We start from the raw sequence: 24473 nt of genomic DNA, 5'->3' as shown, positions 1-24473 counted from the left end.
GGAAGGACACCGGTTCGCCGGTCCGCAGCGACCTCCGGGAGTGGACATCGTGACCGATGACGCCGAGGGCGCCGTCCCGGCGGCCCCCGCGGGACCCGATGCGGAGTCCGTCGTCCTGGACATCGCCGGGCTCTCGCCCGAGGAAGTCTCCGCCCTCCCCGACTCGGTACTGGGCGCTCTTCTGCGCCGGGTGCAGGACACGGCGGGCGATCCCTTCGTCACCGGGTTCACGGAGAGCCTGTGACCGGTCGCGGCCGGGTGCGGCCGAGCGCGTTCCGGAGCTTGCGGGTCCTCCGGACGCCACGGGCGCCGGGAGCGGAACGAGGGGGGACGGCCCCTATACTTGCACCCCTGCATGCCCGTTATGTCCATCGTCATTCGCTGTCACCTCGCCGAGTGGAGAGGTCATGCCAGACGCCAACCCCCAGCTCCACGCGGGTTCGTTCGCCGTCTTCTACACCACGTCCGAGAACCTCGGACTGAGCACCACCCTGCGCAACGCGGCGGACATCCTCGCCGAGGGCAATCGCAGTGTGCTGCTCGTGGACGGCCGCCCCGGCGCCCCGGGGGACGGGGCCCCGGTGCCCGAACCGGAGGCCGGGCAGGTCGCCGCGGTGGGGCGGGCCGCCCCGCGCGAACTCAGCGCCCTCTTCGACGACCCCGTCGCGACGCGCTACGACCACGTGCTGATCGAGGCGCCCGTCCCGGCGGCTCCGGGCGACGAGGCACCGGGCAGGCTGGTGGAGTTCGCCGACGCGCTCGTGATGTGCTTCGCCCTCACGGCCTGGTCCATCGACGGCGCCGCCGCCCTCGCCGAGGAGCTCGTCGGTCGCCGCGCGGACCGGCCCGTAGGGCTGCTCACCCTCGGACTCAAGAGCGACATCGGGGTGCACGACCGGCTGCGCGAAGGGCGCGAGCGGGTGCGCCGCAAGTTCTCGGCGCTCGCCCAGGCCCGCGGCGCGGGCGAGTACCCCTTCCTGGAGATCCCGTACAACCCCCTGTACCTGGACACCCGCAGCCTCGCCGTCGAGACGGAGGACGCGGGCAGTGTCGCGGGCCTGCGCCCGTCCTACGCGCAGCTCGCCGACTGGCTCCGCGCCCGCCGAGAGGCCCGCCTCACCGAGGCCACCGTCGTCCACTCCGGGCGGCACGTCGCCTGGGCGGCCTGGCTGCGGGACCGGCTCGGCGAACGCGGCGTCCGCACCGAACTGCGCAGGATCGACACCTACACGGGAGAGCGTCCCGAGACCGGCACGGCGCTGCTCTTCCTGTCCCCGGGCGACGCCGACGACGCCCTCCTCGCCCAGATCGGCGCGCTCTCCCACACCGACGTGCGCATCGTCCTGGTCGACGAGCCCTTCCCGAACGCCGAGGCCGCGCACCACGAGCGCATCGACCTGCGCGACACCACCGAGGACGAGGCGCTGCGGATCCTCTACTCCGGCCTCGGCCTGGGCGCCGGGCAGCCCCGCGACGGCGCCGCCGGCGCCCGCTTCCCCCGGCTTCCCGAGATCACCAACGTCGCCGCGCGCAGGGGCGGCTTCACCGACCGCGACGACCTGCTCACCTCCCTGGACGAGCAGCTGCGGGAGGCCGGCCGCGACGGCGCGGCCCTGGTGCTGCACGGCCCCAGCGGCTGGGGCAAGAGCGAGACCGCCCGCGAGCTGTGCCACCGCCACGGTCCCGGCTACGACGTGGTGTGGTGGGTGCGCTCCTGGGACCCGCAACGCCTGCGCAGGAGCCTGGTGCGGCTCGCGGGACGCCTCGGCACGGCCGAGGACCGGCTCGCGGCCGTGGCCGCCGAAGGAGACATCTCCCCGCTCCTCAACCGCCTCTCGCGCCCCGACACCGAGACCAGCTGGCTGATCGTCTACGACGGGGCGACGGACCCCGCCGAACTGAACGGGCTGCTCCCGATCCCGCACGAGCGGGGCCATGTCCTGATCACCAGTCGCGTCTCCCCGGCGCAGGAGGACCCCGGGGACACGCGCCCGCCGTTCCTGGCGTCCTGCGCCATGCGGGCCATGACCCGGGCGGAGAGCGGCGACCTGCTGGGCGAACGGCTGCCGGAGCTCACCGCCGACCAGGCCCAACAGGTCGCCGGCGTCGTCGACTTCATCCCGCTCCCCCTGCAGCTGGCCGCCAGCTGCCTCGCCGAGCGCGCCGCCTCCCACCGCCGCGAGGACCACATGGCGCCGGAAGCGGCCGCCCGCGCGGCCGTCGCGGACCTCCTCGCCGAGTACCGGGCCAGCAAGACCGGACTCCTCGGCGAGAGCGCGACCGGAGCGGTGTCCTCCCTCGCCGTCATGGTGCGCGTCGCCCGGCAGTTCGCCCGGTTCACGCCGGGCGCCGCCGCCTGGCGTACCGAGCGTCCCGCCGACGACGCACTGGACTGGCTGCTCCAGGCCGCGTCCCTGCTCACGGGGCGCGGCATGGGCCTGGAGCTGCTGCGCTCGCGCCGCATCCTGTCCGAGCTGGCCCGCGACGACTCCTCCGGACCGGTGGCCCCCGAGGGCGACGGCGGCGTCCGTCACCCCGACCAGGTCCAGCTGCCCGACGAGCACATGGTGAGCGTGGCCCTGTGGGCGCTCGCCCAGGTCGGCCTGCTCAACGTCGAGTTCGACCGCAGGGACCAGCCCCTCACGCAGCACCACGCGCTGCGCGACCTGATCCGCGACGGCATGCAGGCGCAGGCCCGGGAGCGCATCGAGTCCGTCCTGCGCGGCGTACTGGCCGAGTACGTACGGCAGGACGAGGACCTGCCCCCCGACTGGGCGCGCGAGGTGTACTCGCTCAGGCTGTGGGAGGACGACCGGCCCCGCGTACGCCGCTCACTTCTCCGGCACCTGCAGGCGCTCGGTGCACGCGCCGAGAGCACCGACCTCGCCCGCCTCCTCGACATCGCCGGCAAGGCCCGCGAGGCGTGGCGGGTCGAGGACGACGAGCCCCCGCCCGAGTATCTGCGCCTGCTCAACCTCACCGCCCGCGCCCACCGTCTCGCCGGTGCGTACGACACGTCCCGCATGCTCTCCCGGGAGGCCCTGCGCGGCCACCGCAGGCTCCTCGGCCTCGTCCACCCCCGCACCCTGCTCTCGGCCGACTCGCACGCCGCGACCCTGCGGGCACTCGGCCGGTTCCAGGACGCCCTGACGGAGCTCAGGCCCTCCGTGGAGGGCCTCACCCTGCTGCTCGGGCGGCAGCACCCCGCCACCATCCAGGTCGAGCACAACCTGGCCCTCAACGAGGCGCTCACGGGGCGGGTCGCCGCCGCCCTCGGCCGGGTCCAGGAGCGCTTCCGCTACCAGCAGGCCGTCAAGGGCAAGGGCGACCCGGCCGCCTGGGCCGAGGCGGACCTGCTCGCCTACCTGTACCGGGCGATGGGGCGTGACGGCGAGGCCCGGGACCTGCTGCGGCAGCGGCTGCGTCGGCACGGCGACGTCTGGGACGGGGCGCGGCTGAGGACGGAGGTCGGCCTCGCCGTCAGCGAGCGCCGCCTCGCCGACGGCTTCCCCGCCGTCAAGGACCCCCGCTACGGGTACGAGATGGCCCATGAGCGCGATCTGCGCGCCTTGAAGCTGTACGTCAGCCGGTTCGGCGCCGACCGGATCGACACCCTGCGCTGCCAGTTCAGCTACGCGGCCGACCTGCACGCCCTCGGCAAGGCGGACGAGGCGGAACTCCAGGCGCGGCTGTGCGGTGCCTCGCTGGCGGAACGGTTCGGCGTGACGCACCCGTACACGGCGCTCAGCGACGTCCGCCACGGCGTCTACCTGCGGGCGACGGGCGACCTGGCGTCCGCGGAGGCGACCGGCCGTCATGCCCTCACCCGACTCGCCTTCAAGCTCGGTCAGGCGCACCCGTGGGTCGCGGCCGCCGAGAACTCCCTCGCCGCCACCCTCGCCGCGGCCGGCCATGCGGAAGAGGCCGCCGAACTCGCCGGCAGCGCCCTGACCCGGCTCGGCGACCTGGGCGTCGCCCACCGCCCGGACGGCCGGCGCGTGAAGGCGCACCACGCCCGTCTGACCGCGTCGGGCGCCCCGCGCCCGGTCCCGCAGTCGGGCTTCGACATCGATCTGGAGCTGCCGGGTCTGTAGGACTTCGACGGGAGCTGTAGCAACCTGTAGGAACCAGTAGGACCCCGAGGCCCCCAGCCATCCACCGAAAGGCGACGTGCTCGTGGCAGCCCCCGCACCGCATGGCACCCAGACGCTGACGGAGCACCACTGGGCTCCCGAACGGCACGGCCGGATAACCTCGTTGTGCGACGAGGCGGTCGCCTCGACCCCCGGGATCAGGTCGCTGTCCCACTTCGGCAACGGCATCCTCGACTTCGTCGTCTGCCGCACCGACCGGCGCCCGCTCGGCGCCGTGATCGGCGACCTCGGCGACCTCGGCGACGAACGGGACGAGGAGTCGCTGCCCGGAAGCCGCCTGCTGCTCTCCACCCAGGACATCGGCGTGCTCCTGCAGCCGCTCGGCACCGGAGAGCTGAGGCGCACCGTCGTCGCCAACAGGGAGGGTTGCCTGTGGGGCGGGCGCGTCAAGCCCGGCGAGTACCTGGCCGCGGTCACCGACACGGCCGACGGCGCCGACGCCATGGACACGTCCATGAACGCCCTGGTCACCCGGATCCGTACGGAGGTGCACCGGCTCTCCGACGAACTGCCCGGCGGAGACCCGACGGCCAAGCCCGGGCTCTCCGCCGTCGACGGCGGACGCATGCCGCTGCGCGTCGACTTCGGTACGGCCGCCACGCCCGAGCCCGCCTACGAGGAGCGGCTGCGCGCCCTGTGGCTCGGCCATGTGAACACCACCGACCTGCAGTACGCCGCCTACTACCGCGACTGGACCCTGGTGTGCGCGGGCGACGTCTTCGAATCGGACGACCTCGGACCGAAGTTCCTGAGCGTCAGCGTCCGCACGCGGCGCACCGCCTACCGCGAGCTCTCCAGGAGCCTGCCCGGCCACCTGATACGCCTCGCCGACGCGCTGAGGCTCGTCACCCCGGTGCAGGCGGGCCGTCCGGCCGTGGAGCGGCTGGTCCTGGACGTGCAGGAGGGCGCGATCTACCTCGTCTGGACCTCGTCGCGCGAGTTCCTCGTCGGTGTCACCCTCGACCAGACCCAGGTCGCCAACGCCGACGCACAGCTGCAGCGGCTCGCGGGCGCGGTACGGGGGGTCACGTCGCCGCCCCGCTGAGCGTGCCCCACACCTCCTCCGCGAGCACCTCGACCGTACGGGCCGCCGTCAGCGGGTGAGGGGGGCCGGGGTTGCCCAGCAGGTGCACGGGAAGGATCTCGACCGCGCTCTCGTACTCCCGGCAGATCCTGCGCAGTTCGCCCCACTGGCGCTCGGTCGGCGCACCGGGCACGGCGGCCCGGTGCCAGGCGGCCACCGAGCCGCGGAAGTTCTCGGTCAGCGCGCGGACCAGCGTGGCGCAGCCGAGCACGCCGAGCTCCGCCGACGTCGCCGTGGTACGGCGTTTCACGGCCGTGCCGGCGACGCGCCGGGTGACCGTGTCGAGGACCGTGAGCACCTCCTGGAACCGGCGCCGTACCGGTCCCGGCAGATCCGGGGCGGCCGGCCGCGGCTCGGGCGGGCTCTCGGCGAGCGCCGACGCCGCCGCTCCCGGCGACGGGGCGCGCCGCTCGTCGGCGGGGGCCGGAACGGCACGCGGCCGGGGCTCCGGCGCCCACGAGGCCATCGTCCGGCGCAGCTCGGCGAGCTCGGCGGTCTGCTGCTCCAGGTCGCGGCGCATCCGCTCGCCGAGCTGGACCAGGCCCTCCTCGCGGCGCCCGTCCGCGAGCCGCCCGTCCAGCTTCCGCAGCGCCTTGTCCGCCCTCTCCGCGAAGCCGCCCTGCCGGTACACCAGCGGCCGGGACCCGATAGAGCGCCCCAGACGGTCCTGCATGGCCTGCGAGACATGGCCGTTGACCACGAGCAGCACCTCGCACCGCCCCGGACGCACCGCACTGCGCAGGCTGTGCACCTGGGCGGCGATCCGTTCGGCGTCGTCGGCGACGAGGACGGAGCGGGTGAGGATCACCGCCAGGTAGGCGTTCGGCACGGGAGAGAGCCAGTGCAGCACCTCCTCACGGCCTCCCGGCGGGGCCGACAGCCGGGCCGGGACCGGATCGCGCGAGGCGATCCGCCACTGGCCGATGTCCAGGGCCTTGCGCACGTCCGTCTCGACCTGGCGCCGGGCGACCCCCTCGTGCAGATCGCGCACCGCCTGCAGCACCCTGGCGGCCGGCACGTCCCGTACCGCACCCCCGCCGCCCCCGAGCCGGTCCTTGTCCTCGACGAGCTGCCAGGCCTGTCGGCAGGTCTTGAGGACCTCGCGGGGCACCCCGTCCGTCAGCTCGTGCAGCAGCCGCAGGGCCTCCGCGTCGAACGGGCCTGCCGACCCGTCGGGCGCCACGCCGCGGGGCGCGCCGCTGTCGCCCCGGCCGGCGTGGACGTATGCGGCGACCAGCTCGCCGGTGAGCCTTTCGTCGAATCCGCTCGGCCACAGCTGCACCAGCCGCTCGTGCACGCTCTGCCGCAGCTCCGCCAGCCCGCTCGGAGAGACGCAGAAGACCAGCAGGCCGCCGCGGCTCGCGTAGATGTTGACGAGCCGTTCGAAGGCGTCCATGAACGTGCGCCGGTGCTCGTCGCGCCACTCGAGCACCTTCTCCAGGGAGTCGATCAGGAGCGCGTACGGCTTGCCGACCCGGCCGTGCAGGACGGCCTGCACCGCCAGCGTGTCGAACACCCGGTCGATGCCCGCGGGGTCCTCGTGGCCGCCCTGCCCCGCCGCGGGCCCGATGGCCTCGGTGATGCCGCGCTCCCGCAGCGGCTCGGCGGGCTCGCCGCCGTTCAGCCACTCCCACACCATCCTGTTGAACGACGGATCCTGGAGCAGTGCCAGCGCGGTGGCGAAGCGGCGGTGCTCGGTGACCTCGCCCAGTGTGCGGCGCAGGTCCGCGTGGATCACCTCGGGGTCGTAGCGCAGTGCCGACACCACCTTGTCCGGGTCGAGACTGCCGCCCCGCAGCCCCGCCGCGATCTCGCCGAGCGCGCCCAGTCGCGCGTCGCTGCCCTGTGTGTCGACGCGGTTGGCCGTCGCGTACGCGTAGTAGTTGCGGACCAGTTCCTCGAAGGCGCGCTTCCCCTGGGGGGTGTCACCGGGGCCGCGCAACCGGTCCCGGTACATCCGCCCCATGTCCTGCACCGGCTCGTCCATGATCCACATGGCCAGGGGGTCCGGCAGCCGGCTCAGATCGGCGTACACCTTGCGCAGTGCATGGCTCTTGCCGAGACCGAACTCACCCACCAGGGCGATCACCCTGCCGCGCCGGCCGCCGGTCGGCCGGCTGCCGAGGTAGTCGTCGACCAGCCGGGTGAGCTCGACGGTGGTCGGCGTCCCGATCGTCGCGTTGCCCGAGTCCGCCGCCTCGACCGGCACGTTTCCGAGGTCGGCCGCCGGGCCGAGGCGCACGACCGGACTCAGGGGGAAGGGGTTGCTGTGCCAGATGTCTCCACTGTCTGGGGCCACGGCGGGCACTCCTCGTGTTTCCGGTGACGGCGATCCGAGCGGCGGGCGGACGGGGGCGTGGGAGCGGAGTCAGGGGCTCGCCGGCGGGGCGGAGCCGCCTGGCGGCGCATCGTCGGGCGGGGAGTCGTGGGGCGGAGAGTCGTGGGCGAGCGCACCGAGCAGGCTCTCCCTGGCCTCGCGTCTGAGGCGCTCCGCGTGGTGGCTCAGCTCCTGCGCCGTGATCCGGACCGGTTCGCCCGCGCGTATCTGGTGTTCGGCCGCGGCGTGGTAGACCAGCCGCAACTCCCTCACGTCGGCGGGCTCCCACCCGGTCAGGAGCGTCGCGTCCGGGTCGGGGTGGCCGGAACGGGCGGCCTGGCCGAACGCCACCCTGTCCTCCCCCTTCAGGTGGCCGAGTTCCAGGTGCGTGACCGCGGGATGCCTGCCCACCTCCTTGACCACCTCCTTGGCCCGGTCGGTCGCTCCGTGGCTGATCTCGACGAAGAGGACGATCCGGCTCCGCGCATGCTTCAGACAGGTCAGGAGGAACTCGCTGCGCACGCCCGGGTCCTTCCAGGCGATGTGCGGCACGATGACGAAGAGCAGCGCGTCCTGCTGTTCCAGGAGCTCGCTGATGGCTTCGAACGCTTCGCCCGGGGGCCATTTGGAGATGCCCGTGTCGACATGGGCGAGCTTCGTGCGCAGTTCGCCGACGACCTGCTTCACGATGCCGGCGTTGATGGCCGGAGCGGTGGCGAACCGGCCGTTGTCGTCGAGGCTGATGACGTCGCCGATGTTGTCGTAGCCGGCCGTCATCGCGACGACCTGCTTCAGGGGCGGATCCGGGTCCATCCGTTCGATGTGCTTCTGCGCCTCGTGGACGCACCGGTGGATGAGGGTCGTCTTGCCCATGCCGATCGGGCCGGTCACCACCACCAGAGAGCCGTAGTCCACCCCGCCGTCGACCACGTCCGGAAGCCTCTCCAGCCACGTCCGGAAGGTGTCCACCTGCGCCTTGGCATGATCGACGTCCACCCACTGCTCGCAGTGGCTCGTCTCGCTCCAGGGCACCAGCGGGTAGTCGACCCGGGGCGGGGACTCGGCGTTGCGCAGGGCCTGCCTCTTCTTCGGTACGCGCACGCTGTACGGATTGTGCTGCGGAGGCACCGTCATGCGGCCGCTCCCGGGGTCGTGCGAGCCAGGCGCTCGCGTGCGGTACGCCATCTCCAGTGGAGCCTGCGCCTGTTGATGTCCGACACGGCGCCCAGCTCATGGTCCACCGACTGCCGTACCTCCTGCGCCCGCCGGGCGCGCGCGTCGGTTCCGAGCCGCCGGTCGCCGTCGAACTCGGGCAGCGGCCGGGCCAGCGGCAGTTCGTCCGCCAGCCGATGGGCCCGCGCCCGCCGCGCGCCGGGCGCGGAGACCTGGGCGAGAGCCGCGCCCAGCGCCTCGCGCGCGGTCAGCACCGCCGTGTGGTCCGCCGCCGGATCGTCCTCGTAGTTCCTGAGGTACTCCCGGGCCGCCGCCCGGAAGGACGTTCTCCCGCTCTCCAACTGCTTTTGCAGCAGCCGGTGTTCGGCGGAGACACGCTCCCAGGACTGTCCGCCGAGCGTGAGCAGGGCGCCCACCGCGAGGAGGGGGAGCGAGGTCAGGAAAGTCTTGAACCAGCCGTCCTCCACCTTCTTCTCCTCGGCTGCGGCCCCCGGCGCATCGGACGCGGCCCCCATCAGCGCCGAACAGGCCCGGGCGAAGTCGTCCTGACGGCGCACGGACCACACCTGCGGCGTCATGCGCCCGACGGAGGCCGTGGGCATCACGGAGTCCGTGGCCATGACGGAAACCGGGGCCGACGCCGCGGGCCGCAGGAGGCCCAGGCGTGCGGCGGCCGCGAAGAGCTCCGCCCGGTGCGAGGCGTCGAGGCAGTACACGAGCTGGACGTCGCGCTCCTTGGATCCGGCGGGCGCGGCGAACGCCGGGGCGGCCGCCGGCAGCACGAGGAGCACGGCGGCCGTCCCGAGCACCGTCCGGCCGTGACGCGTTCTCCGCCTCATGCGCACCCTCCCCCTCCGGCCACGCCCCGTGCCGGTTCATCGACTCGTTCCCCCGGGCTCGTTCCCCCGGGCCCCGCAGGGTCGCCGCCACCGCCTCGGCGGCCGTCAGGCGGGCGACCTCCCCTTGGCCAGCGGCTCCCGCGCCGCCCACTCGGGGGGGACGCTCCTCATCCGCGTCGGGTTCCGGCCCGCCCCGCCGCCGCAACGGCCACGGCGGATGGGCCAGCAGCGCCTGTGACGTGCCGTGGAGCAGGTTGACGACCAGTACGGCGGGGCCGACGATCGAGACCGTGCCGGGGAAGTCGCGCTCCAGGGCGAGGGCGATGAGGACGGCCGTGATGCCGTTCTGCTGCCCCAGCCCGAGCCCGATCCGGTCCCGCCGCTCCAGTCCCCGTACGAACAGGGGCATCACGCCCAGGGCGACCACCGCTTGCGCGCCGAACGCGGCCACGCCGAGGAGCAGTCCGGGCAGGAGCGCCACACCTTGGGCCAGGAACAGACCGAGTGCCAGGAAGGCGGCCGGATAGGCCACGGCGACGGCCCGGTCGACGACCTTGTCGAACGCCCCCGTACGGACGACCAGACCGGCCAGCGCCACCGCGGGCATCAGCATGCCGGACGCGGCGACCGCGAGCATCGCGACCACCAGAGCTCCCGTGAGGACCGCCCCGGCGCGCCGGCCCCGTGGCGTGCCCGCGAGCGCCGTGGCCGCCGCCCCCGAACCCGCGAGCGCCCGCAGCGCCCTGCGCCCGGCCCACCACAGCAGCAGCACTCCGGCGAGCAGCGCGGCGTTGAGACCCAGGCCCCTCACATAGCCGCCGGCCCCGCCGCCCGCGACGGCCGGCGCGCCCTCGTGGCCCGCGGCCGTGTAGGCGTAGACCGCGACGTACAGCGTCAGCAGCACCGTCATCGGATCGTCGAACGAGGCCCACGCCGTGAGCAGCGACCGGGCGCGCGGCGACATGCGCTCGCCCTTGGCGAGGGCCGCGACGGACAGCGGATCGATCTGGGCCACCGCGATGCCGAGCACCAGGTACTCGGGCCGGTCGAACGCCAGCACCATCACGCCCGCGATGAGGGACGCCTTCAGGACGACGCCGAGCGTCACGGCCGCCACCACTGCGGACAGGTCCGAGCGCAGGGCCCCGAGATCGATCGAGTACGTGGACCCGTACAGGCCGACGGCGAGCAGGAGTCCCGTGCCGTAGAGGTAGCCGCCGCTGCCGAGCAGCGCCGCCGGCTCCGTGAACAGCCCGATCGTCACGCCGACCAGCAGTGCGCCGATCCCGCCGGCCACGACCGCCGGGATCGATTCCGGCAGCCGCCATGGCCGGACACGTCCACCTCTCGTCACAGCCCCTCCCCCTCCCGGCCCGCGGACGTCGCCCTGCACCCCCATGCGTCGGCGCCGCGGAGCCAGGTAAATCGTAGGGGGCGCGGGCGTCGAATCGAAAGCCGGACTACCGTCTCCTGTACGGGAGTTGACTGTTCGACCCGAATGGACGACGCAAAATGGCGCGCCTCGACCGCTTCTGCGCGGTCGTGCCAGGAAGATGCCCGGTCCGGGCTGCCGCCGAACACCGGCTACCGGGACCGGGCACGCAGAGCGTCCACTTTTTCGTCAAGGGCGGCCAGGGCGGCTCTGAGGGCCGCGATGTCGGCCTTGTCCGCCGACTGTTCGGGTTCCGCCAGCTGGACCACCAGGGCGCCACCCGGTTCCAGGGTGACCTCCGTGGTCTCCGTGACGTCGTCGCCGCCCTGGTGGCGGACCGCCGCGTCCAGGTCCGCCCGGCGCAGGCCGTTGCGGCGGATCACCGGGGTGAGCCAGTGTCCGTCGCGGGCCAGGGTGGTGGGGGTGCCCTCCAGGAGGCGCCCCAGCCATTCGTAGCGGGCGGCCGCCCGGACGACCACGTTGTTGGCCGCGAGCAGCACGGCCGCCCCGAAGGCCGCCCCGAGGACCGAGTTGTCCGGGCCGATCACGGCGTTCTGCACCACGTTGGCCAGCAGCAGCATGACCACCAGGTCGAACGTGCTGAGTTGCGCGAGCTGGCGCTTGCCTACGATCCGGAGCAGCAGAAGGATCAGTACGTAGACCCCGATGGTGCGGAGCGCCTTCTCCAGGTACGGGATGTCGCTGTGCAGGAACGGCGTGAGGGCGTCTTGGGCGGCTTGCACCCCGTCCACGCTGGCACATCCGCCGCGGCCGGTGTCAGCGACCCGCCGTGTTCGAGTGGAGCAGGACCTCGGCCGCGGTCAGTCCGCTCTCCCCGCCCCAGGTGAAGGTGAGGCCGCGCTCCTGCGCGGCCTCGGCCAGCCCGCTGCCGAGGACCTCCGCGGCCAGGGCCAGGGCCTGGATCCCGTCCACCCCGTGGATCTCGTACGTGCTCTCGGACAGGCCCTCGAGCCGGCACGGGCAGATCCAGTCGCCGGCCGGGTCCGGATCGGGGTACGGGGCGCCCAGCTGGAGGGTGACCGGGAAGGTCTCGCCGTCCGGTGTCACTGCTTCCAGGCGGCGGGTGGCGATCACCGGGTGGTTCTTCATGCGTTCGGCCTTCGGTCGACTTCGGTGGGGCCAGTCTGACCTGGTATGCGTCGGTTCCGCGTATGGGCGGCCGCCCGACCCGCCGGGGGGCGGGCGGCCTCGTGCACTACGGCTTCGGCAGGGTGCAGCCCGCGCGGGTCAGGTCGATCTTGTTGCCCGCGCCGATGCACGGGACGATGATGTACGTCTCCTGGGCGTAGTTGATGCCCTGGCGGACGGTGACCTTGCCGGTCTCGTCCACCTCGCACGGGTTGTTCTCCGTACAGCGCTGCCCGTCCTCATTGCCCGTGTTGTTGACCGCGACGACCTTGCCCGTCGTCGTGTCGATCACCGGTGAGCCCGAGGTGCCGCCGATCGTGTTGCAGGACGAGGTGTAGCGGACCGAGTTCTTCCAGGTCCACTCGCCCTCCTTGAGGCGGTACGCGAAGCCGTCCACGTTGCAGCTGTAGATCCGCTTCCAGTACCCCGACACGACCTTGATCGCCGTGCCCTGCACCGGGCGGGCGTCGTTCAGGGTGAGCGCGGCGATGCCGTACTGGCTCTGGATCTGTGCGTACGTCTTGGTCAGCTGGTAGATCGAGATGTCCGTGTCGGTCATCGTCGCGTACGCGATCTTGCTCGCCCGAAGCGTCGCCACGCGCGAGCCCGACGCGTTGAGCAACGAGAACGAGCGGCTGGACGACTGGTCCTTGACGACCTCGCCCGGCCCCGGGAAGCCGGATTCGATGCAGTGCCCGTTGGAGAGCACGAGCGCCGGGTCGTTCGGCTGGGAGCCGGGGGCGCGTACGACGGAGCCGGAGCAGTTGCTGAGCGCGACCGTGCCCGCGTAGTTCACGGTGACGGCCGGCGCCGCCTTGTCCCGGGGTGTCGAGGCCACGGCCGGTGCCGCCGCCGCTCCTATCAGGAGCAGCGACAGCACGGCGCCGACGAGAGGCTTGCGCATGTGGGGGTTCCCCTCTGATGACGATGCAACCGAAGACCCTCCGGTTGTCATGTGCATTGTTGGGATGTGCGCATCAACAGGCAAGGATGTGGCCAGAGTTGGCGGGTTCCAGGTTTCGGAAGGCGCCCGTCAGCGCAGGAGGCGGTCGCGGAGCCGGGCCGCCGTCGCCGGCGTGATCCCGACGCGCGTGGCGAGGTACTCGGCCGGGGAGCCGTAGCGCGTGGTCAGGTCGGCGAGGACGAGGGACAGGATCTGCGCCGGGGCGCGGCCGTACGAGGGCCAGCGCATCGTGCGGCCCGGGTTGGCGGCGTGCCAGTCGGCCGTGAGGCGGGCGGTGGCCAGCTCGGTGAGCGCGAAATCGGCCAGGATCTCCTCCTCGGACACGTCGAGGAGGGTCAGGACGAACGCGGCGATCAGGCCGGTGCGGTCCTTGCCGGAGGTGCAGTGGAAGACCGCCGGACCGGGACCGGCGGCGATGAGCTCGACGGTCCGGCGGATCTCGTCGACGCCGTCCTCGGTCACCTCGGCGAACCGGTCGGCCAGGTACCGCCAGGGGTCGGTGTCGGGGTCGATCGCGGCCTGGTCGTACGGACGGTGCTCGATGCTGAGGTTGGCGTACGTGAACCGCTCGGGCTCGGGGACCCGGCCCTTGGCCTCGATCTCCCAGGGGTAGCGCAGGTCGATGACCGTACGTATGCCGAGGCCGAGGAAGCGGTCCCGGTCGGCCCGGGCTCCGGCCCCCGCCAGCTTTCCGAGCGAGTCGGACCGGTACAGCGCGCCCCAGGCGACGGTACGGCCGTCGGCGGAGCGGTAGCCGCCCAGGTCGCGGAAGTTGTGCAGGCGGTCGAAGCCGATGTGGCGGTGGTGCGCGGGCACGTTCGGATCGGACAACTGGGGCTCCTCGAAGTACGGTCGAGTGCCCCAGGATGCCCGACGCGCCTCAGCGCTTGCGTGCGAGCGTGAGGCCGTCCGCGATCGGGAGCATCACCGACTCCATGCGCTCGTCGGCGCGCACGTGCGCGTTGAACTCCCGGATGGCCAGGGCGTTCCCCCGGGCCCCCGCGTCCACCGCCTCTCCCCCGTACAGGACGTTGTCGGCGGCGATCAGCCCGCCGGGCCGCAGGCGCGGCACGAGCTCGTCCCAGTACGCGCGGTAGCCGGTCTTGTCGGCGTCCAGGAACACCAGGTCGATCACCGGCTCGTGCGGGAGCGCGCGCAGCGTCTCCACCGCCGGGGCGATCGCGAGCTCGATCCGGTCGCCGACCCCGGCCGCCTTCCAGGCCTCCTGGGCGATCGACGTCCACTCCTCGGAGACGTCGCAGGTCAGGACCCGCCCACCCGGGACCAGACCCTCCGCCAGGGCCAGCGTGGAGTAGCCGGTGAAGGTGCCGACCTCGACGATCCGGCGGGCGCCGAGCATCTTGCCCAGCAGGGTGAGGAGGACGCCCTGCTCGTGCGGGACCTGCATCTGCGCCTCGCGGCCGAGCGCGCGGGTCCGCTCGACGAGCTCCTCCTGCACGCGGCTCCGCGGCTCGGCCTGGGCGACCAGGTACGCGTACACCTCGTCGGTGAGGTGCACCGTCTTCACTTCGTCGATGTCCCTGTCCACGTCGTACGTCCCTTCACGAGTCCCGTGTGCGCGCCTTCGGGACTGCCCAACGACGGCGCCCCGGAGCGGCAACGGCCGCCCCCGGGCCGGGCCGGGCCGTCAGGCCACCGGGTGGAGCGCCGCGTACTCCAGGGGGGCCGACGGGTCGATCGTGAGGGTGAGCGGGGCGGGCGGTGCGTCCGCACGGACCAGGAGGTCGCCGATCGCCGCGATCATCGCGCCGTTGTCCGTGCACAACGTCATCGGCGGCACCCTCAGTTCGATCCCCGCCGAGGCGCAGCGCCGCTCCGCCAGGGCCCGGACGCGCGAGTTGGCCGCCACCCCGCCGACCACCACCAGCGTCTTCACGTCGTGGGCCGTGCAGGCCGCGACCGCCTTGCGGGTCAGCACGTCGGCCACCGCCTCCTGGAGCGAGGCCGCCCCGTCGGCGACCGGCAGCCGCTCCCCGCGCTGCCGGTGGCCCTCCGCCCAGCGGGCCGCGGCCGTCTTCAGCCCCGAGAAGGAGAAGGAGTACGCGTACGGGTCCTCCCCGCGCGGCCCGCCGGTCAGCGGACGCGGGAACGGGACCGCCTTCGGGTCGCCGCCGCGCGCCGCCCTGTCGATGGCCGGCCCGCCCGGGTACGGCAGGCCGAACACCCGGGCCACCTTGTCGAAGCACTCCCCCGCCGCGTCGTCCAGGGTGTCCCCGAGGTGCAGGATCGGCTCGCGCACGAGGTCCCGTACGAGCAGCAGCGAGGTGTGGCCGCCGGAGACGATCAGCACCACGCACGGCCGGGGCAGCGGCCCGTGCTCCAGGGTGTCTGCGGCGACGTGCCCGGCCAGGTGGTGGACTCCGTACAGCGGTACGCCCAGCGTGTACGCGAGGGTCTTGGCCCCGGCCAGTCCGACCTGGAGCGCGCCGGAGAGGCCGGGGCCGGTGGTGACGGCCACCGCGTCGAGCTGGTCGGCCCGCAGTCCGGCCCGGTCGAGGGCCTGGCGGACCACCGGGTTGAAGGAGTGCAGGTGGGCACGGGCCGCGATCTCGGGGACGACCCCGCCGAAGCGGGCGTGCTCGTCCATGCTCGACGCGACGACGTGCGCGAGGAGCCGGCCGCCCTGCACGATGCCCGCGCCCGTCTCGTCGCAGGAGGACTCGATGCCGAGCACCACCGGAGAAGCAGCCATCAGACCCGCACACCCGACCCTTATTGCGAATAGTTCGCAATAAGGGTACTAGCCGCGGGGGACCACTGCGGCCAGTACGGACGGCAGGGGGTACCAGTCCGCCGAGGCGATGGACGCGTGGTGCGCGGCCATCAGGCCGACCCGCTCCCGGGCCTGGGCCTCGGTCGGGTGCACCCCGTCGATGGCGGGCGCCACGCCCTGGGCGTCGGTGGCGATCAGCAGGTAGTGGTTGCGGTCGTACCAGGCGGTGTCGATCGAGCCGCCCGCGTACGCGCTCGCGTCCCCGTCGAAGACCACGAACCACGGGCGGAGCGTCGCGTCCGCGTACCGGGTGCGTGGGTCGCCGGCCTCGGCCCGGTGCACGGCGGGGAAGGCGGCAGCCTGGCCGAGCCGGCCCGCGGCGGCGAGGGAGCGCAGGTACTGGCCGTACTCCCGGTCGGTCCACAGCGTGTCGTTCGCGTTGCCCTCCTCCAGCGTGCCGGGGATCAGCTCCACCAGGAACTTCCCGGCCATCGCGGCACGGCTCGGCCAGGCACCGGCCCGGGCGGCGGTGTCCAGGTCGGGGTGGCCGGCGGCGAGCTGGCCGGGGCGGTAGACGGCGTCGCCGAGCTTCGAGTTCAGCAGCGCGTCGAGTTCGCCCGGACCGCGCCCGAGGTTGGCGGCGAAGCCGTCCTTGAGCTCCAGTTTGAGGACGACCGGGCGGTGGCCGGGGTGCGCGTCGTGCCAGCTGCGGATGTCGGAGAGGCAGCCCGCGAGGTTCTGGTTGCGGGACTTGGTGCGCAGCTGGGCGGGGCTGGTGGCGTTCTCGCAGTTGTTGTCGTTGCCGAAGGGGTTGTCGTGCGAGACCCGCCAGGAGCTGCCGAAGAAGTTGGTCCACACGTCGAGTTCCAGCATCGCCGCGCCCGAATCGAGGGCGTCCGCGAAGTACGGGTACTTGGCCTTCTCGTACGCGTTGTGCACGCCGACGCCGGTCGATCCCGCGTACGGGAGGTCGGCGGCGGCCCCGGCCGCCTTGGCCCCGGCCGCCCCCGCCGGGGCCGTACCGAGTACGAAGGCCAGTGCCGCCAGGCCCGCCGTCACCGCGCCCGCCATCCGGTTCCGCAATCTCATGCTTTCGGCTCCTGTCCGCCCAGTCGGTGCGCCATGGTTCAACCCGCCCGGAGGGTAGGCGAGTTGGGTGACGGGCGGAAGGACGCCGGATGACGGGGAGGGCCGGGCGCCCCAAGCTGTGAGGACGGACACGTTCCGGTCCGGAACTGCCGCCGTCGCGCCGTCCGTCGAACAGGGAGCCGGTCGGGACGCCGATCGGGACGCCGATCAGCGTTTCCGGGCGGGAGTGCCACATGTTCACCAAGGTTCGCGGGCGGGCCGTACGGGCCTGCCTGCTCGTCGGCATCGGCTGCGGCGTGCTGATGGGGTGCGCCGGACTCCTGTGGAAGCTGCACGGCATGGCGGCGTACGTGGCGGACGGGGATCCGGCGGAGGGGAGCTACGCGCAGGACCCCGAGCAGGCCGACCGCGCGGCGGCGGCCGTACTGGACGGCCCGGCGCGGGAGGTCCCGCCCCAGGCGCCGCGGGCCGCGCAGGGCACGGGCGGCACGGGCGGCACGGGCGGCCCCTCGGCCGGCGCGCACTGGCGGTCCGGCGGCTGGCAGCCCTCCGACCCGCTGGTCGCACGGCCCGCCGCGGCGGAGCCCGCGATCGGGGCGCTGTTCTCCCCCGGCGAGGACGCGGACCAGGACCACCACTGCTCGGCGAGCGTGGTCCACTCCCCCGGCGGCGACCTCGTCGCCACCGCCGCCCACTGCGTGTACCGCGGCATTCTCGGCTTCCGTACGAACCTGGCCTTCGCCCCCGGCTACCGGGACGGCACCGCTCCGTACGGGGTCTGGGTACCCACGCGGATCGACGTGGACCCCCGCTGGATCGAGGACCAGGACCCCGACTACGACGTGGCCTTCCTGCGCATGCGCCGGCCGGGGCACCCCGGCGAGCGGCTGGAGGACTCCACCGGGGCCCAGACGATCCGGTTCGGGCCCCGGCTGCCCGCGCCCGCCCGGGTCGTGGGCTATCCGAACGCCACCGAGTACCCGGTGGAGTGCTTCAACACCGCCCGTGCCGAGGGGCCCACGCAGCTGCGGCTGGATTGCGCGGACGTACCCGACGGCACGAGCGGTGGTCCGGTGCTGACCGACGCGCACACCCTGATCGGGGTGGTCGGCGGCCGCGACGGGGGCGGCGACGAGACGACCTCGTACAGCAGCCTGTTCGGCGACGGGGTGCGGGCCGTGTACGAGCGCGCGGTGGCGGCCCGCCGGATCGGCTGACGCTACGGCCCCGCGTCCGCCGGGGCGTCGTGGTGCGGCGGGTAGTCGGCGGTCTCCGGGGCCGTCGGCAGGCGCCACTTGGACAGGACCCGTATCACCGTGCCCGGGCTCAGCAGTACGTTCGGCGCGAGCGCCAGCGACAGCACGCCGAAGAAGGGCCGGGAGATCTCCGGGTCGGCGTTGGCGCCCACGATCACCCGGGACATGTAGGCCTGCAGGACCTTGGTCGCCCGGTCGGGCGGCGGCCCCTCGGTCTCCGGGTACCGCATGTCCTCGCTGGTGGCGATCTGCCAGGCCACGTCGGAGGCGGCGGCCGTGCGCCGCTGGATCCGCCGGGAGGCCACGGCGATCTCCCGGGGCGCCAGCCCCCGGATGGCGCCGGCCAGCGCGTCCGCCGCGAGGGCGGCCACCGTCATCCCCTGCCCGTACACGGGGTTGACCCGGCAGACGGCGTCGCCGAGGACGACGAATCCGGCCGGCCAGCGGTCGAGGCGCTCGAAATGCCGCCATTCGTTCGCGGTGTTGCGGTAGCCGGTCGGCGTCGAGAGCGGTTTGGCGTCCCGTAGCGCGTCGTACAGCACCGGGGTGCGCAGGGTCCGGGTGAAGTCGAGGAACTCCTCGTCCCCGGTCGGCGGGGCGTGTTCGCCGTTGCCGGTCAGCGTCACGAGCCAGCGGCCGTCGTCGAGGGGCACCAGCACGCCGCCGCGCGGATTCTCGGGGCGGCCCTGGACGTAGATCCCCTGCCAGCGGCGGGCCGGATCCGGCGGAATCTCGTAGTAGCGGCTGGAGTAGCCGAGGTGGGAGTCGTAGCGGGTGGTCGCGGGGGCCGGGTGGCCGAGGGCGGCGAGCCAGGCCGGGGCGCGGGAGGTCCGCCCGGTCGCGTCCACCACGAAGCGGGCGGGCAGCGGGTCGCCCTCGCGCAGCCGCACGCCGGCGACGGAGCGGCCGTCGGGTCCGGCGACGAGCCCGGTCGCCATCGATCCGGAGCGGACCCGGATGCGCTCGTCCCGCAGCACCTCGCGGCGGACCGTCCAGTCGATCAGCTCCCGGCTGCCGATCAGGATCCGGGAGCCGGGAACCGGGTGGAACCAGTCGGCCGGGCTCAGCCACAGGAAGTCCCGCGGCGTCTCCATCAGCGCCGCCCCGGCCGCCAGCAGCTCGCGGGTGACCCCGGGCAGCAGCCCCTCCATCAGCTCCAGGCCGCGCGACCACAGCACGTGCACGTGCCGGGACTGCGGCACGCCGGGCCGGAAGGCCGGTCCGGTGTCCGGCAGTTCGTCCCGTTCCACCACGGTCACGCGCGCGAACCGCTGGGCGAGCGCCCGCGCCGCCAGCAGCCCCGCCAGGCCTGCGCCGAGGACCACCGCGTGATCGTGGGCTTCGTGGGCTTCTGGGTGGTTGTCCGTGTCGTCGTCCATGGCGCCGAGTCTCCCGCGCCGGCGGCGCGGCGGATCAGGTCCCGCCCGGGGCGCCCCGAGGCACCCCGGGGGCGGACGGGGGGCTCACGCCGGGGCGCCCCCGCCGGGGACCCGTACCGCCGCCCGCTCAGCGCGCGGGGATCCCGTACGGGACCGAGGTCAGCTTCTGCGAGAGCGCCCAGAGCCGTTCCCCGGACGCGTCGTCCAGGGTCCACTTCGCCCGCCAGGAGCGGGCCGGCGCCCCGCGCCAGCCGAGCCGCGGTCCGTAGAAGTCGTCGGGCCGCACCCCCGGCGCGGTGGCCGCGTACAGCGTGGGCAGCGCGCCGGACGCGGCGGACTGGGCGAGGACGGCGGCGCCGAGGCCCATCAGCCGCGACATGGGCCGGTGGCCCTCCTGCCGCGAGGCCCCGGCGTGCAGGTTGGTCGAGGCGTAGCCGGGGTGCGCGGCGGCGGCGACGACTTCGGAGCCGCAGGCTTCGAGGCGCCGGGCCAGCTCGTGCGTGAAGAGGAGGTTGGCGGTCTTGGAGCGGCCGTACGCGATCCAGCGCCGGTAGCCGTGCTCGCCGTTCGGATCGTCGAGGTCGACGTCGCCGAGCGCGTGGAAGCCGCTGGAGACGGTGACGATCCGGGCCCCGGGGGCCGCGGCCAGCAGCTGGGGCAGGAGCAGTCCGGTCAGCGCGAAGTGGCCGAGGTGGTTGACCCCGAACTGGGTCTCGAACCCGTCGGCGGTCCGCCCGTACGGCAGCGCCATCACGCCGGCGTTGTTCACGAGCAGGTCGAGGGAGGTGCGGTGCTGCCCGTGGACGTGCGCGAACTCCCGTACGGAGGCCAGGTCGGCCAGATCCAGCGGAATGAACTCCACCTCGGCGCCCGGGACTTCGGAGCGCAGCCGGACCACCGCGGCCCGGCCGCGCGCCGAGCTGCGGCAGGCCAGCACCACGTCGGCGCCGCGCCGGGCGAGCTCGCGGGCGGCCACGTAGCCGATGCCGCTGTTGGCACCCGTGACGACGGCGGTGCGGCCGCTCTGGTCGGGGATGTTCTCGGCGTTCCAGCCAGTCATGTGAGCTCCCTCGCGACGTGGGGTCAAGACGGTCAAGACGGTCAAGACGGTCGAGCCGTGGGGCCACGGTCTCGGTCACCGTGGGGTTACCGAGGGTAGACCTCCCCCTTCGCGGGGGTGGAGCCGGGGGCCGGTACCCCGGCCAGTAGGCTGCGGGTCCACCCGCCCGCTCCCCTTCCCGTTCCCGAGGTACCGCGCAGTGAGCTCCGCACCGCCGCTCCCCAGACCCGTGTCGGTCGTCGGCCTCGGCGCCGACGGCTGGGCCGGGCTCACCGCCGCCGCGCGGTCCGCGCTGACCGGCGCCGAGGTGCTGATCGGCGGGCCGCGCCAGCTGGACCTGCTGCCGGCCGGCGACTGCCCGGGCGAGCGGGTGGCCTGGCCGAGCCCGCTGCGGCCCGCCGTGCCGAAGCTGATGGCCGAGTACGCGGGCCGCCGGATCGCGGTGCTGGCCAGCGGCGACCCCATGTTCTACGGGATCGGCCGGGCGCTGGCCGAGGAGCTCGGGCCGGACGCCCTGCGGGTCCACCCGCACCCCTCCTCGGTCTCGTACGCCTGCGCCCGCCTGGGCTGGCCGGTGGAGGACACCGAGGTGGTCACGGTGGTCGGCCGCCCGGTGGCCCGGCTCGCGGCCGCGCTGTACGAGGGCCGGCGGGTGCTGGTGCTCAGCGCCGGAGCGGTGACCCCGGGCGAGATCGCCGCTCTGCTTCGGGAGCGCGGCTTCGGGCCGAGCCGGATGCGGGTGCTGGAACAGCTCGGCTCCGAGCGCGAGGACACGTACGAGGGACGGGCCGAGAGCTGGGACCACGCGCCCGGCGACCCCCTCAACGTGGTGGCCGTGGACTGCCGCCGGGACGGGCACAGCGCCGTCCCCCGGCTCGGCGCGACCCCCGGCCTGCCCGACACCGCGTACGAGCACGACGGCCAGCTCACCAAGCGCCACGTCCGGGCCGCCACCCTGTGCGCCCTCGCCCCGGCCCCCGGAGAGCTGCTGTGGGACATCGGCGGCGGCTCCGGCTCCATCGGCATCGAGTGGATGCGGACGCACCCCTCCTGCCGGGCGGTGGCCGTGGAGCGCGTTCCGGAGCGGGCCGCCCGCATCACCCGCAACGCCGCCGCGCTCGGCGTCCCGGGGCTGCGCGTGGTCACCGGCGCCGCGCCCGAGGCGCTGGCCGGGCTGCCGGTCCCCGACGCGGTGTTCATCGGCGGCGGGCTGACCGCGCCGGGCCTGCTGGACGCGGCCTGGGCGGCGCTGGCCCCCGGCGGCCGGCTGGTGGTCAACACCGTGACGCTGGAGTCGGAGGCGGTCCTCACCGAGCGCTACCGGCGCCACGGCGGCGACCTGGTCAAGCTGGCCGTCGCGCACGCGGTGCCGGTCGGCGGTTTCACGGGCTGGCGGCAGGCGATGCCGGTCACCCAGTGGTCGGTGACGAAGCCCTGGCCGGACCACCCCACGGCGCAGGACCAGAACGAGGAAGAGGACCATACGACATGACCGTGTACTTCATCGGCGCGGGCCCCGGCGCCGCCGACCTGATCACGGTGCGCGGTGCCCGGCGGCTCGCCGCCGCCCCGGTCTGCCTGTACGCGGGCAGCCTGGTCCCGCGCGAACTGCTGGCCGAGTGCCCGCCGGACGCCCGCCTGGTCGACACCTCGCAGCTGAACCTCGACGAGATCATCGCCGAGTGCGTACGGGCCCACGCGGCGGGCGAGGACGTGGCGCGGCTCCACTCCGGCGACCCTTCGGTCTTCAGCGCGGTCGCGGAGCAGATGCGGCGGCTCGACGCGGCCGGCATCCCGTACGAGGTGGTGCCCGGCGTCCCGGCGTTCGCCGCAGCGGCGGCCGCGCTGAAGCGGGAGCTGACGGTGCCGACGGTCGGCCAGACCGTGATCCTGACCCGGATCGCCCAGCAGGCCACGCCGATGCCGCCCGGCGAGGACCTGGCCACGCTCGGCCGCAGCGGGGCGCTGCTCGTGCTGCACCTGGCCACGCGCTACGTGGACCGGGTCGTCTCGGAGCTGCTGCCGCACTACGGGGCCGAGTGCCCGGTGGCGGTGGTGGCGATGGCCAGCCGCCCCGACGAGCTGATCCTGCGCGGCACGCTGGCCGACATCGCCGCCCAGGTGAAGGAGGCGGGCCTGGTCCGCACCGCGGTGATCATCGTGGGCCGTACGCTCGGCGCCGAGCAGTTCCGCGACAGCCACCTGTACTCCCCCGAGCGCGACCGGCATGTCTGCTGACGGGACCCGGGCTCGGGCTCGGGCCCACGTCCTGGTCCTGGGCGGTACGACGGAGGCCCGGCGCCTCGCGGAGGCGCTCGCCGGGGATCCCTCGTACCGTGTGACCACCTCGCTCGCCGGCCGGGTGTCCGCGCCCGTGCTGCCGCCGGGCGAGGTGCGGATCGGCGGCTTCGGCGGCCCGGGCGGCCTGGCCGCCTGGATCACGGCGCACCGGGTCACGCACCTGGTCGACGCCACGCACCCCTTCGCGGAGCGGATGAGCTTCAACGCGGCGGCGGGCGCGGCGCTTTCCGGTGTCCCGCTGCTCGCGCTGCGCCGCCCCGGCTGGCGCCCCGGCCCCGGGGACGACTGGCATTTCGCCGACTCCCTCGCCCAGGCGGCCGTACGGCTGCCGGAACTCGGCGGCCGGGCCTTCCTGACCACCGGCCGGATGGGCCTGCACACGTTCGCCCACCTGGCCGACACCTGGTTCCTGGTGCGCTCGGTCGACCCGCCGGACGCACCGGTGCCGCCGCGGCTCGAAGTCCTGCTCGCCCGGGGCCCGTTCACCCTCGAAGAGGAACGGGAGCTGCTCGCGCGGTACCGGATCGACGTCCTGGTGACCAAGGACAGCGGCGGCTCGGCGACCGCCCCCAAGCTCGCCGCGGCCCGCGAGGCCGGCATCCCGGTCCTGGTGGTCCGCCGGCCGCCGGTCCCGGAGGGCGTCGCGGAGGCGGAGCATCCGGAGGCGGCCCTGGAGTGGCTCGCGGGAGCCTGACGGAGACGGCCCGGCCCACCCGGGCCCGGGCCTTGTCAGAGGGGTCTTCTACGCTCGTCGGCATGAGCACCACCACCCTGCTGATCCACGACGGCTCCGCCGCACCCGACGCCCCGGTCACCCGCATCGGCGGCCTTCCGCTCGCGCCCTCCGGCACGCGGTGGCCCACCTGTACGACCTGCTCCGGGCCGCTCTGCTTCATCGCGCAGATCGTCCTCGACGGCGGGCGCGGGGTCCTCGCCGTCTTCATGTGCGCCAACGACCCCGGCAGTTGCGGGGAATGGAGCGCGACGTCCGGCGGCAACAGGGCGTACCTCTTCCCGTCGGCCGGGCTCGTGCCGATGCCGCTGCCCGCCCTCCCCGCCGCCGAGGACGGGGACGAAGACGACGACGAAGAAGACGACGAGGACGAGGACGTTCGGCAGCTGGGGGCGGTCCGTACCGTCGAGCGCGTCACGGTGGCCGAGCCGGAGTACCGGCTCGCGCGCAAGGCCTGGTCCGAGCGGAGCGGGCGCCCGGCGAACGAGGCGCTCGGCCGGCTCGGCGGCACCGCCGACTGGCTTCAGCACGACGAGACGCCCGACTGCACGGGCTGCGGCCGCCCCATGGAGTTCGTCGCCCGGCTGGACGAGGGTCCGGACCCCCTCACCGCCCCCAACTTCGGCTCCGGCAGCGCCTATGCGCACGTCTGCGAGCCCTGCGGCCGGGCGGCGTTCCTCTGGCAGTGCTGAGCCCCCCGCCAAAGCCGGCCGGGCGCCGCCCGCGGGCGCGTGGTCGCGCCCCGGGGGGGGGGCCCCCCCGGGGGGCGGGGGGCCCCCCCGGGGGGCCCCCCCGGGGGGGGGGGGGGG

General features: G+C 74.2%; 20 protein-coding genes. 8 read left to right on the top strand and 12 right to left on the bottom strand.

Going from position 1 to position 24473, the window contains the following annotated elements:
- Positions 1-49 precede the first annotated feature (49 nt).
- The 3 genes from fxsA (at position 50) to ACFXGI_RS30580 (ending at position 5199) form a co-directional block, all read left to right on the top strand.
- The gene (fxsA, locus tag ACFXGI_RS30590) at positions 50-244 is read left to right on the top strand and encodes an FxSxx-COOH cyclophane-containing RiPP peptide (RefSeq protein WP_384713563.1); all 195 of its coding nucleotides are present in this window, start codon (positions 50-52) and stop codon (positions 242-244) included.
- A 163-nt stretch (positions 245-407) separates the two neighbouring features.
- Positions 408-4094, top strand: a complete 3687-nt coding sequence (fxsT, locus tag ACFXGI_RS30585) for an FxSxx-COOH system tetratricopeptide repeat protein (protein WP_384713560.1) — start codon at positions 408-410, stop codon at positions 4092-4094.
- 82 nt (positions 4095-4176) lie between these two features.
- Positions 4177-5199, top strand: a complete 1023-nt coding sequence (locus tag ACFXGI_RS30580) for a hypothetical protein (RefSeq protein ID WP_384713556.1) — start codon at positions 4177-4179, stop codon at positions 5197-5199.
- Here ACFXGI_RS30580 and ACFXGI_RS30575 read toward each other — a convergent pair.
- The 10 genes from ACFXGI_RS30575 to ACFXGI_RS30530 form a co-directional block, all read right to left on the bottom strand.
- The gene (locus ACFXGI_RS30575) at positions 5180-7537 is read right to left on the bottom strand and encodes a hypothetical protein (RefSeq protein WP_384713553.1); all 2358 of its coding nucleotides are present in this window, start codon (positions 7535-7537) and stop codon (positions 5180-5182) included. The two genes, ACFXGI_RS30580 and ACFXGI_RS30575, sit on opposite strands and share 20 nt — an antisense overlap.
- A gap of 69 nt (positions 7538-7606) precedes the next feature.
- The gene (locus ACFXGI_RS30570) at positions 7607-8689 is read right to left on the bottom strand and encodes a hypothetical protein (RefSeq protein ID WP_384713550.1); all 1083 of its coding nucleotides are present in this window, start codon (positions 8687-8689) and stop codon (positions 7607-7609) included.
- Entirely contained in the window at positions 8686-9567 is an 882-nt protein-coding gene (locus tag ACFXGI_RS30565) for a hypothetical protein (RefSeq protein ID WP_384713547.1), read from the bottom strand. Before ACFXGI_RS30565 ends, ACFXGI_RS30570 begins: the two co-directional genes overlap by 4 nt.
- Positions 9568-11151: 1584 nt before the next feature.
- Complete coding sequence (locus tag ACFXGI_RS30560; RefSeq protein WP_384713544.1) at positions 11152-11742, bottom strand: DUF421 domain-containing protein; 591 nt, start codon at positions 11740-11742, stop codon at positions 11152-11154.
- Between the two features lie 34 nt (positions 11743-11776).
- Positions 11777-12109 carry a DUF6968 family protein gene (locus ACFXGI_RS30555; RefSeq protein WP_384713541.1) on the bottom strand — a complete coding sequence of 111 codons (333 nt, stop codon included), beginning with the start codon at positions 12107-12109 and terminating at the stop codon, positions 11777-11779.
- 106 nt (positions 12110-12215) lie between these two features.
- A complete protein-coding gene (locus ACFXGI_RS30550; protein WP_384713538.1) occupies positions 12216-13052 on the bottom strand; it encodes a serine protease in 837 nt (278 codons plus the stop codon).
- 129 nt (positions 13053-13181) lie between these two features.
- Positions 13182-13943: a tyrosine-protein phosphatase gene (locus ACFXGI_RS30545; RefSeq protein ID WP_384713535.1), complete on the bottom strand. Its 762-nt coding sequence runs from the start codon at positions 13941-13943 to the stop codon at positions 13182-13184.
- 49 nt (positions 13944-13992) lie between these two features.
- A complete protein-coding gene (locus ACFXGI_RS30540; protein WP_384713598.1) occupies positions 13993-14649 on the bottom strand; it encodes an O-methyltransferase in 657 nt (218 codons plus the stop codon).
- Between the two features lie 111 nt (positions 14650-14760).
- Entirely contained in the window at positions 14761-15825 is a 1065-nt protein-coding gene (tsaD, locus tag ACFXGI_RS30535) for a tRNA (adenosine(37)-N6)-threonylcarbamoyltransferase complex transferase subunit TsaD (protein ID WP_384713532.1), read from the bottom strand.
- Positions 15826-15873: 48 nt separating this feature from the next.
- Complete coding sequence (locus ACFXGI_RS30530; protein ID WP_384713529.1) at positions 15874-16935, bottom strand: phosphatidylinositol-specific phospholipase C domain-containing protein; 1062 nt, start codon at positions 16933-16935, stop codon at positions 15874-15876.
- A 233-nt stretch (positions 16936-17168) separates the two neighbouring features.
- Between ACFXGI_RS30530 and ACFXGI_RS30525 the strand changes: the two genes are divergently transcribed.
- Positions 17169-18152, top strand: a complete 984-nt coding sequence (locus ACFXGI_RS30525; protein ID WP_384713526.1) for a trypsin-like serine peptidase — start codon at positions 17169-17171, stop codon at positions 18150-18152.
- Positions 18153-18154: 2 nt separating this feature from the next.
- Here ACFXGI_RS30525 and ACFXGI_RS30520 read toward each other — a convergent pair whose 3' ends face one another.
- Complete coding sequence (locus ACFXGI_RS30520) at positions 18155-19570, bottom strand: NAD(P)/FAD-dependent oxidoreductase (RefSeq protein WP_384713523.1); 1416 nt, start codon at positions 19568-19570, stop codon at positions 18155-18157.
- A gap of 127 nt (positions 19571-19697) precedes the next feature.
- Entirely contained in the window at positions 19698-20630 is a 933-nt protein-coding gene (locus tag ACFXGI_RS30515; RefSeq protein ID WP_384713520.1) for an oxidoreductase, read from the bottom strand.
- A gap of 199 nt (positions 20631-20829) precedes the next feature.
- Between ACFXGI_RS30515 and cbiE the strand changes: the two genes are divergently transcribed.
- The 4 genes from cbiE (at position 20830) to ACFXGI_RS30495 (ending at position 24356) form a co-directional block, all read left to right on the top strand.
- Positions 20830-22122 carry a precorrin-6y C5,15-methyltransferase (decarboxylating) subunit CbiE gene (cbiE, locus tag ACFXGI_RS30510; protein WP_384713517.1) on the top strand — a complete coding sequence of 431 codons (1293 nt, stop codon included), beginning with the start codon at positions 20830-20832 and terminating at the stop codon, positions 22120-22122.
- Positions 22119-22868, top strand: a complete 750-nt coding sequence (gene cobM / locus ACFXGI_RS30505) for a precorrin-4 C(11)-methyltransferase (protein ID WP_384713514.1) — start codon at positions 22119-22121, stop codon at positions 22866-22868. The genes cbiE and cobM overlap by 4 nt, the downstream gene beginning before the upstream one ends.
- Positions 22858-23625, top strand: a complete 768-nt coding sequence (locus tag ACFXGI_RS30500; RefSeq protein WP_384713511.1) for a cobalt-precorrin-6A reductase — start codon at positions 22858-22860, stop codon at positions 23623-23625. Before cobM ends, ACFXGI_RS30500 begins: the two co-directional genes overlap by 11 nt.
- 62 nt (positions 23626-23687) lie before the next feature.
- Positions 23688-24356 carry a hypothetical protein gene (locus ACFXGI_RS30495; RefSeq protein ID WP_384713508.1) on the top strand — a complete coding sequence of 223 codons (669 nt, stop codon included), beginning with the start codon at positions 23688-23690 and terminating at the stop codon, positions 24354-24356.
- Positions 24357-24473 lie beyond the last annotated feature (117 nt).

Source organism: Streptomyces sp. NPDC059355 (assembly GCF_042752335.1).
Lineage (GTDB): Bacteria > Actinomycetota > Actinomycetes > Streptomycetales > Streptomycetaceae > Streptomyces.
The sequence above is the reverse complement of the archived record's forward strand: the minus strand, read 5'-3'. Positions and strand labels throughout refer to the sequence as shown.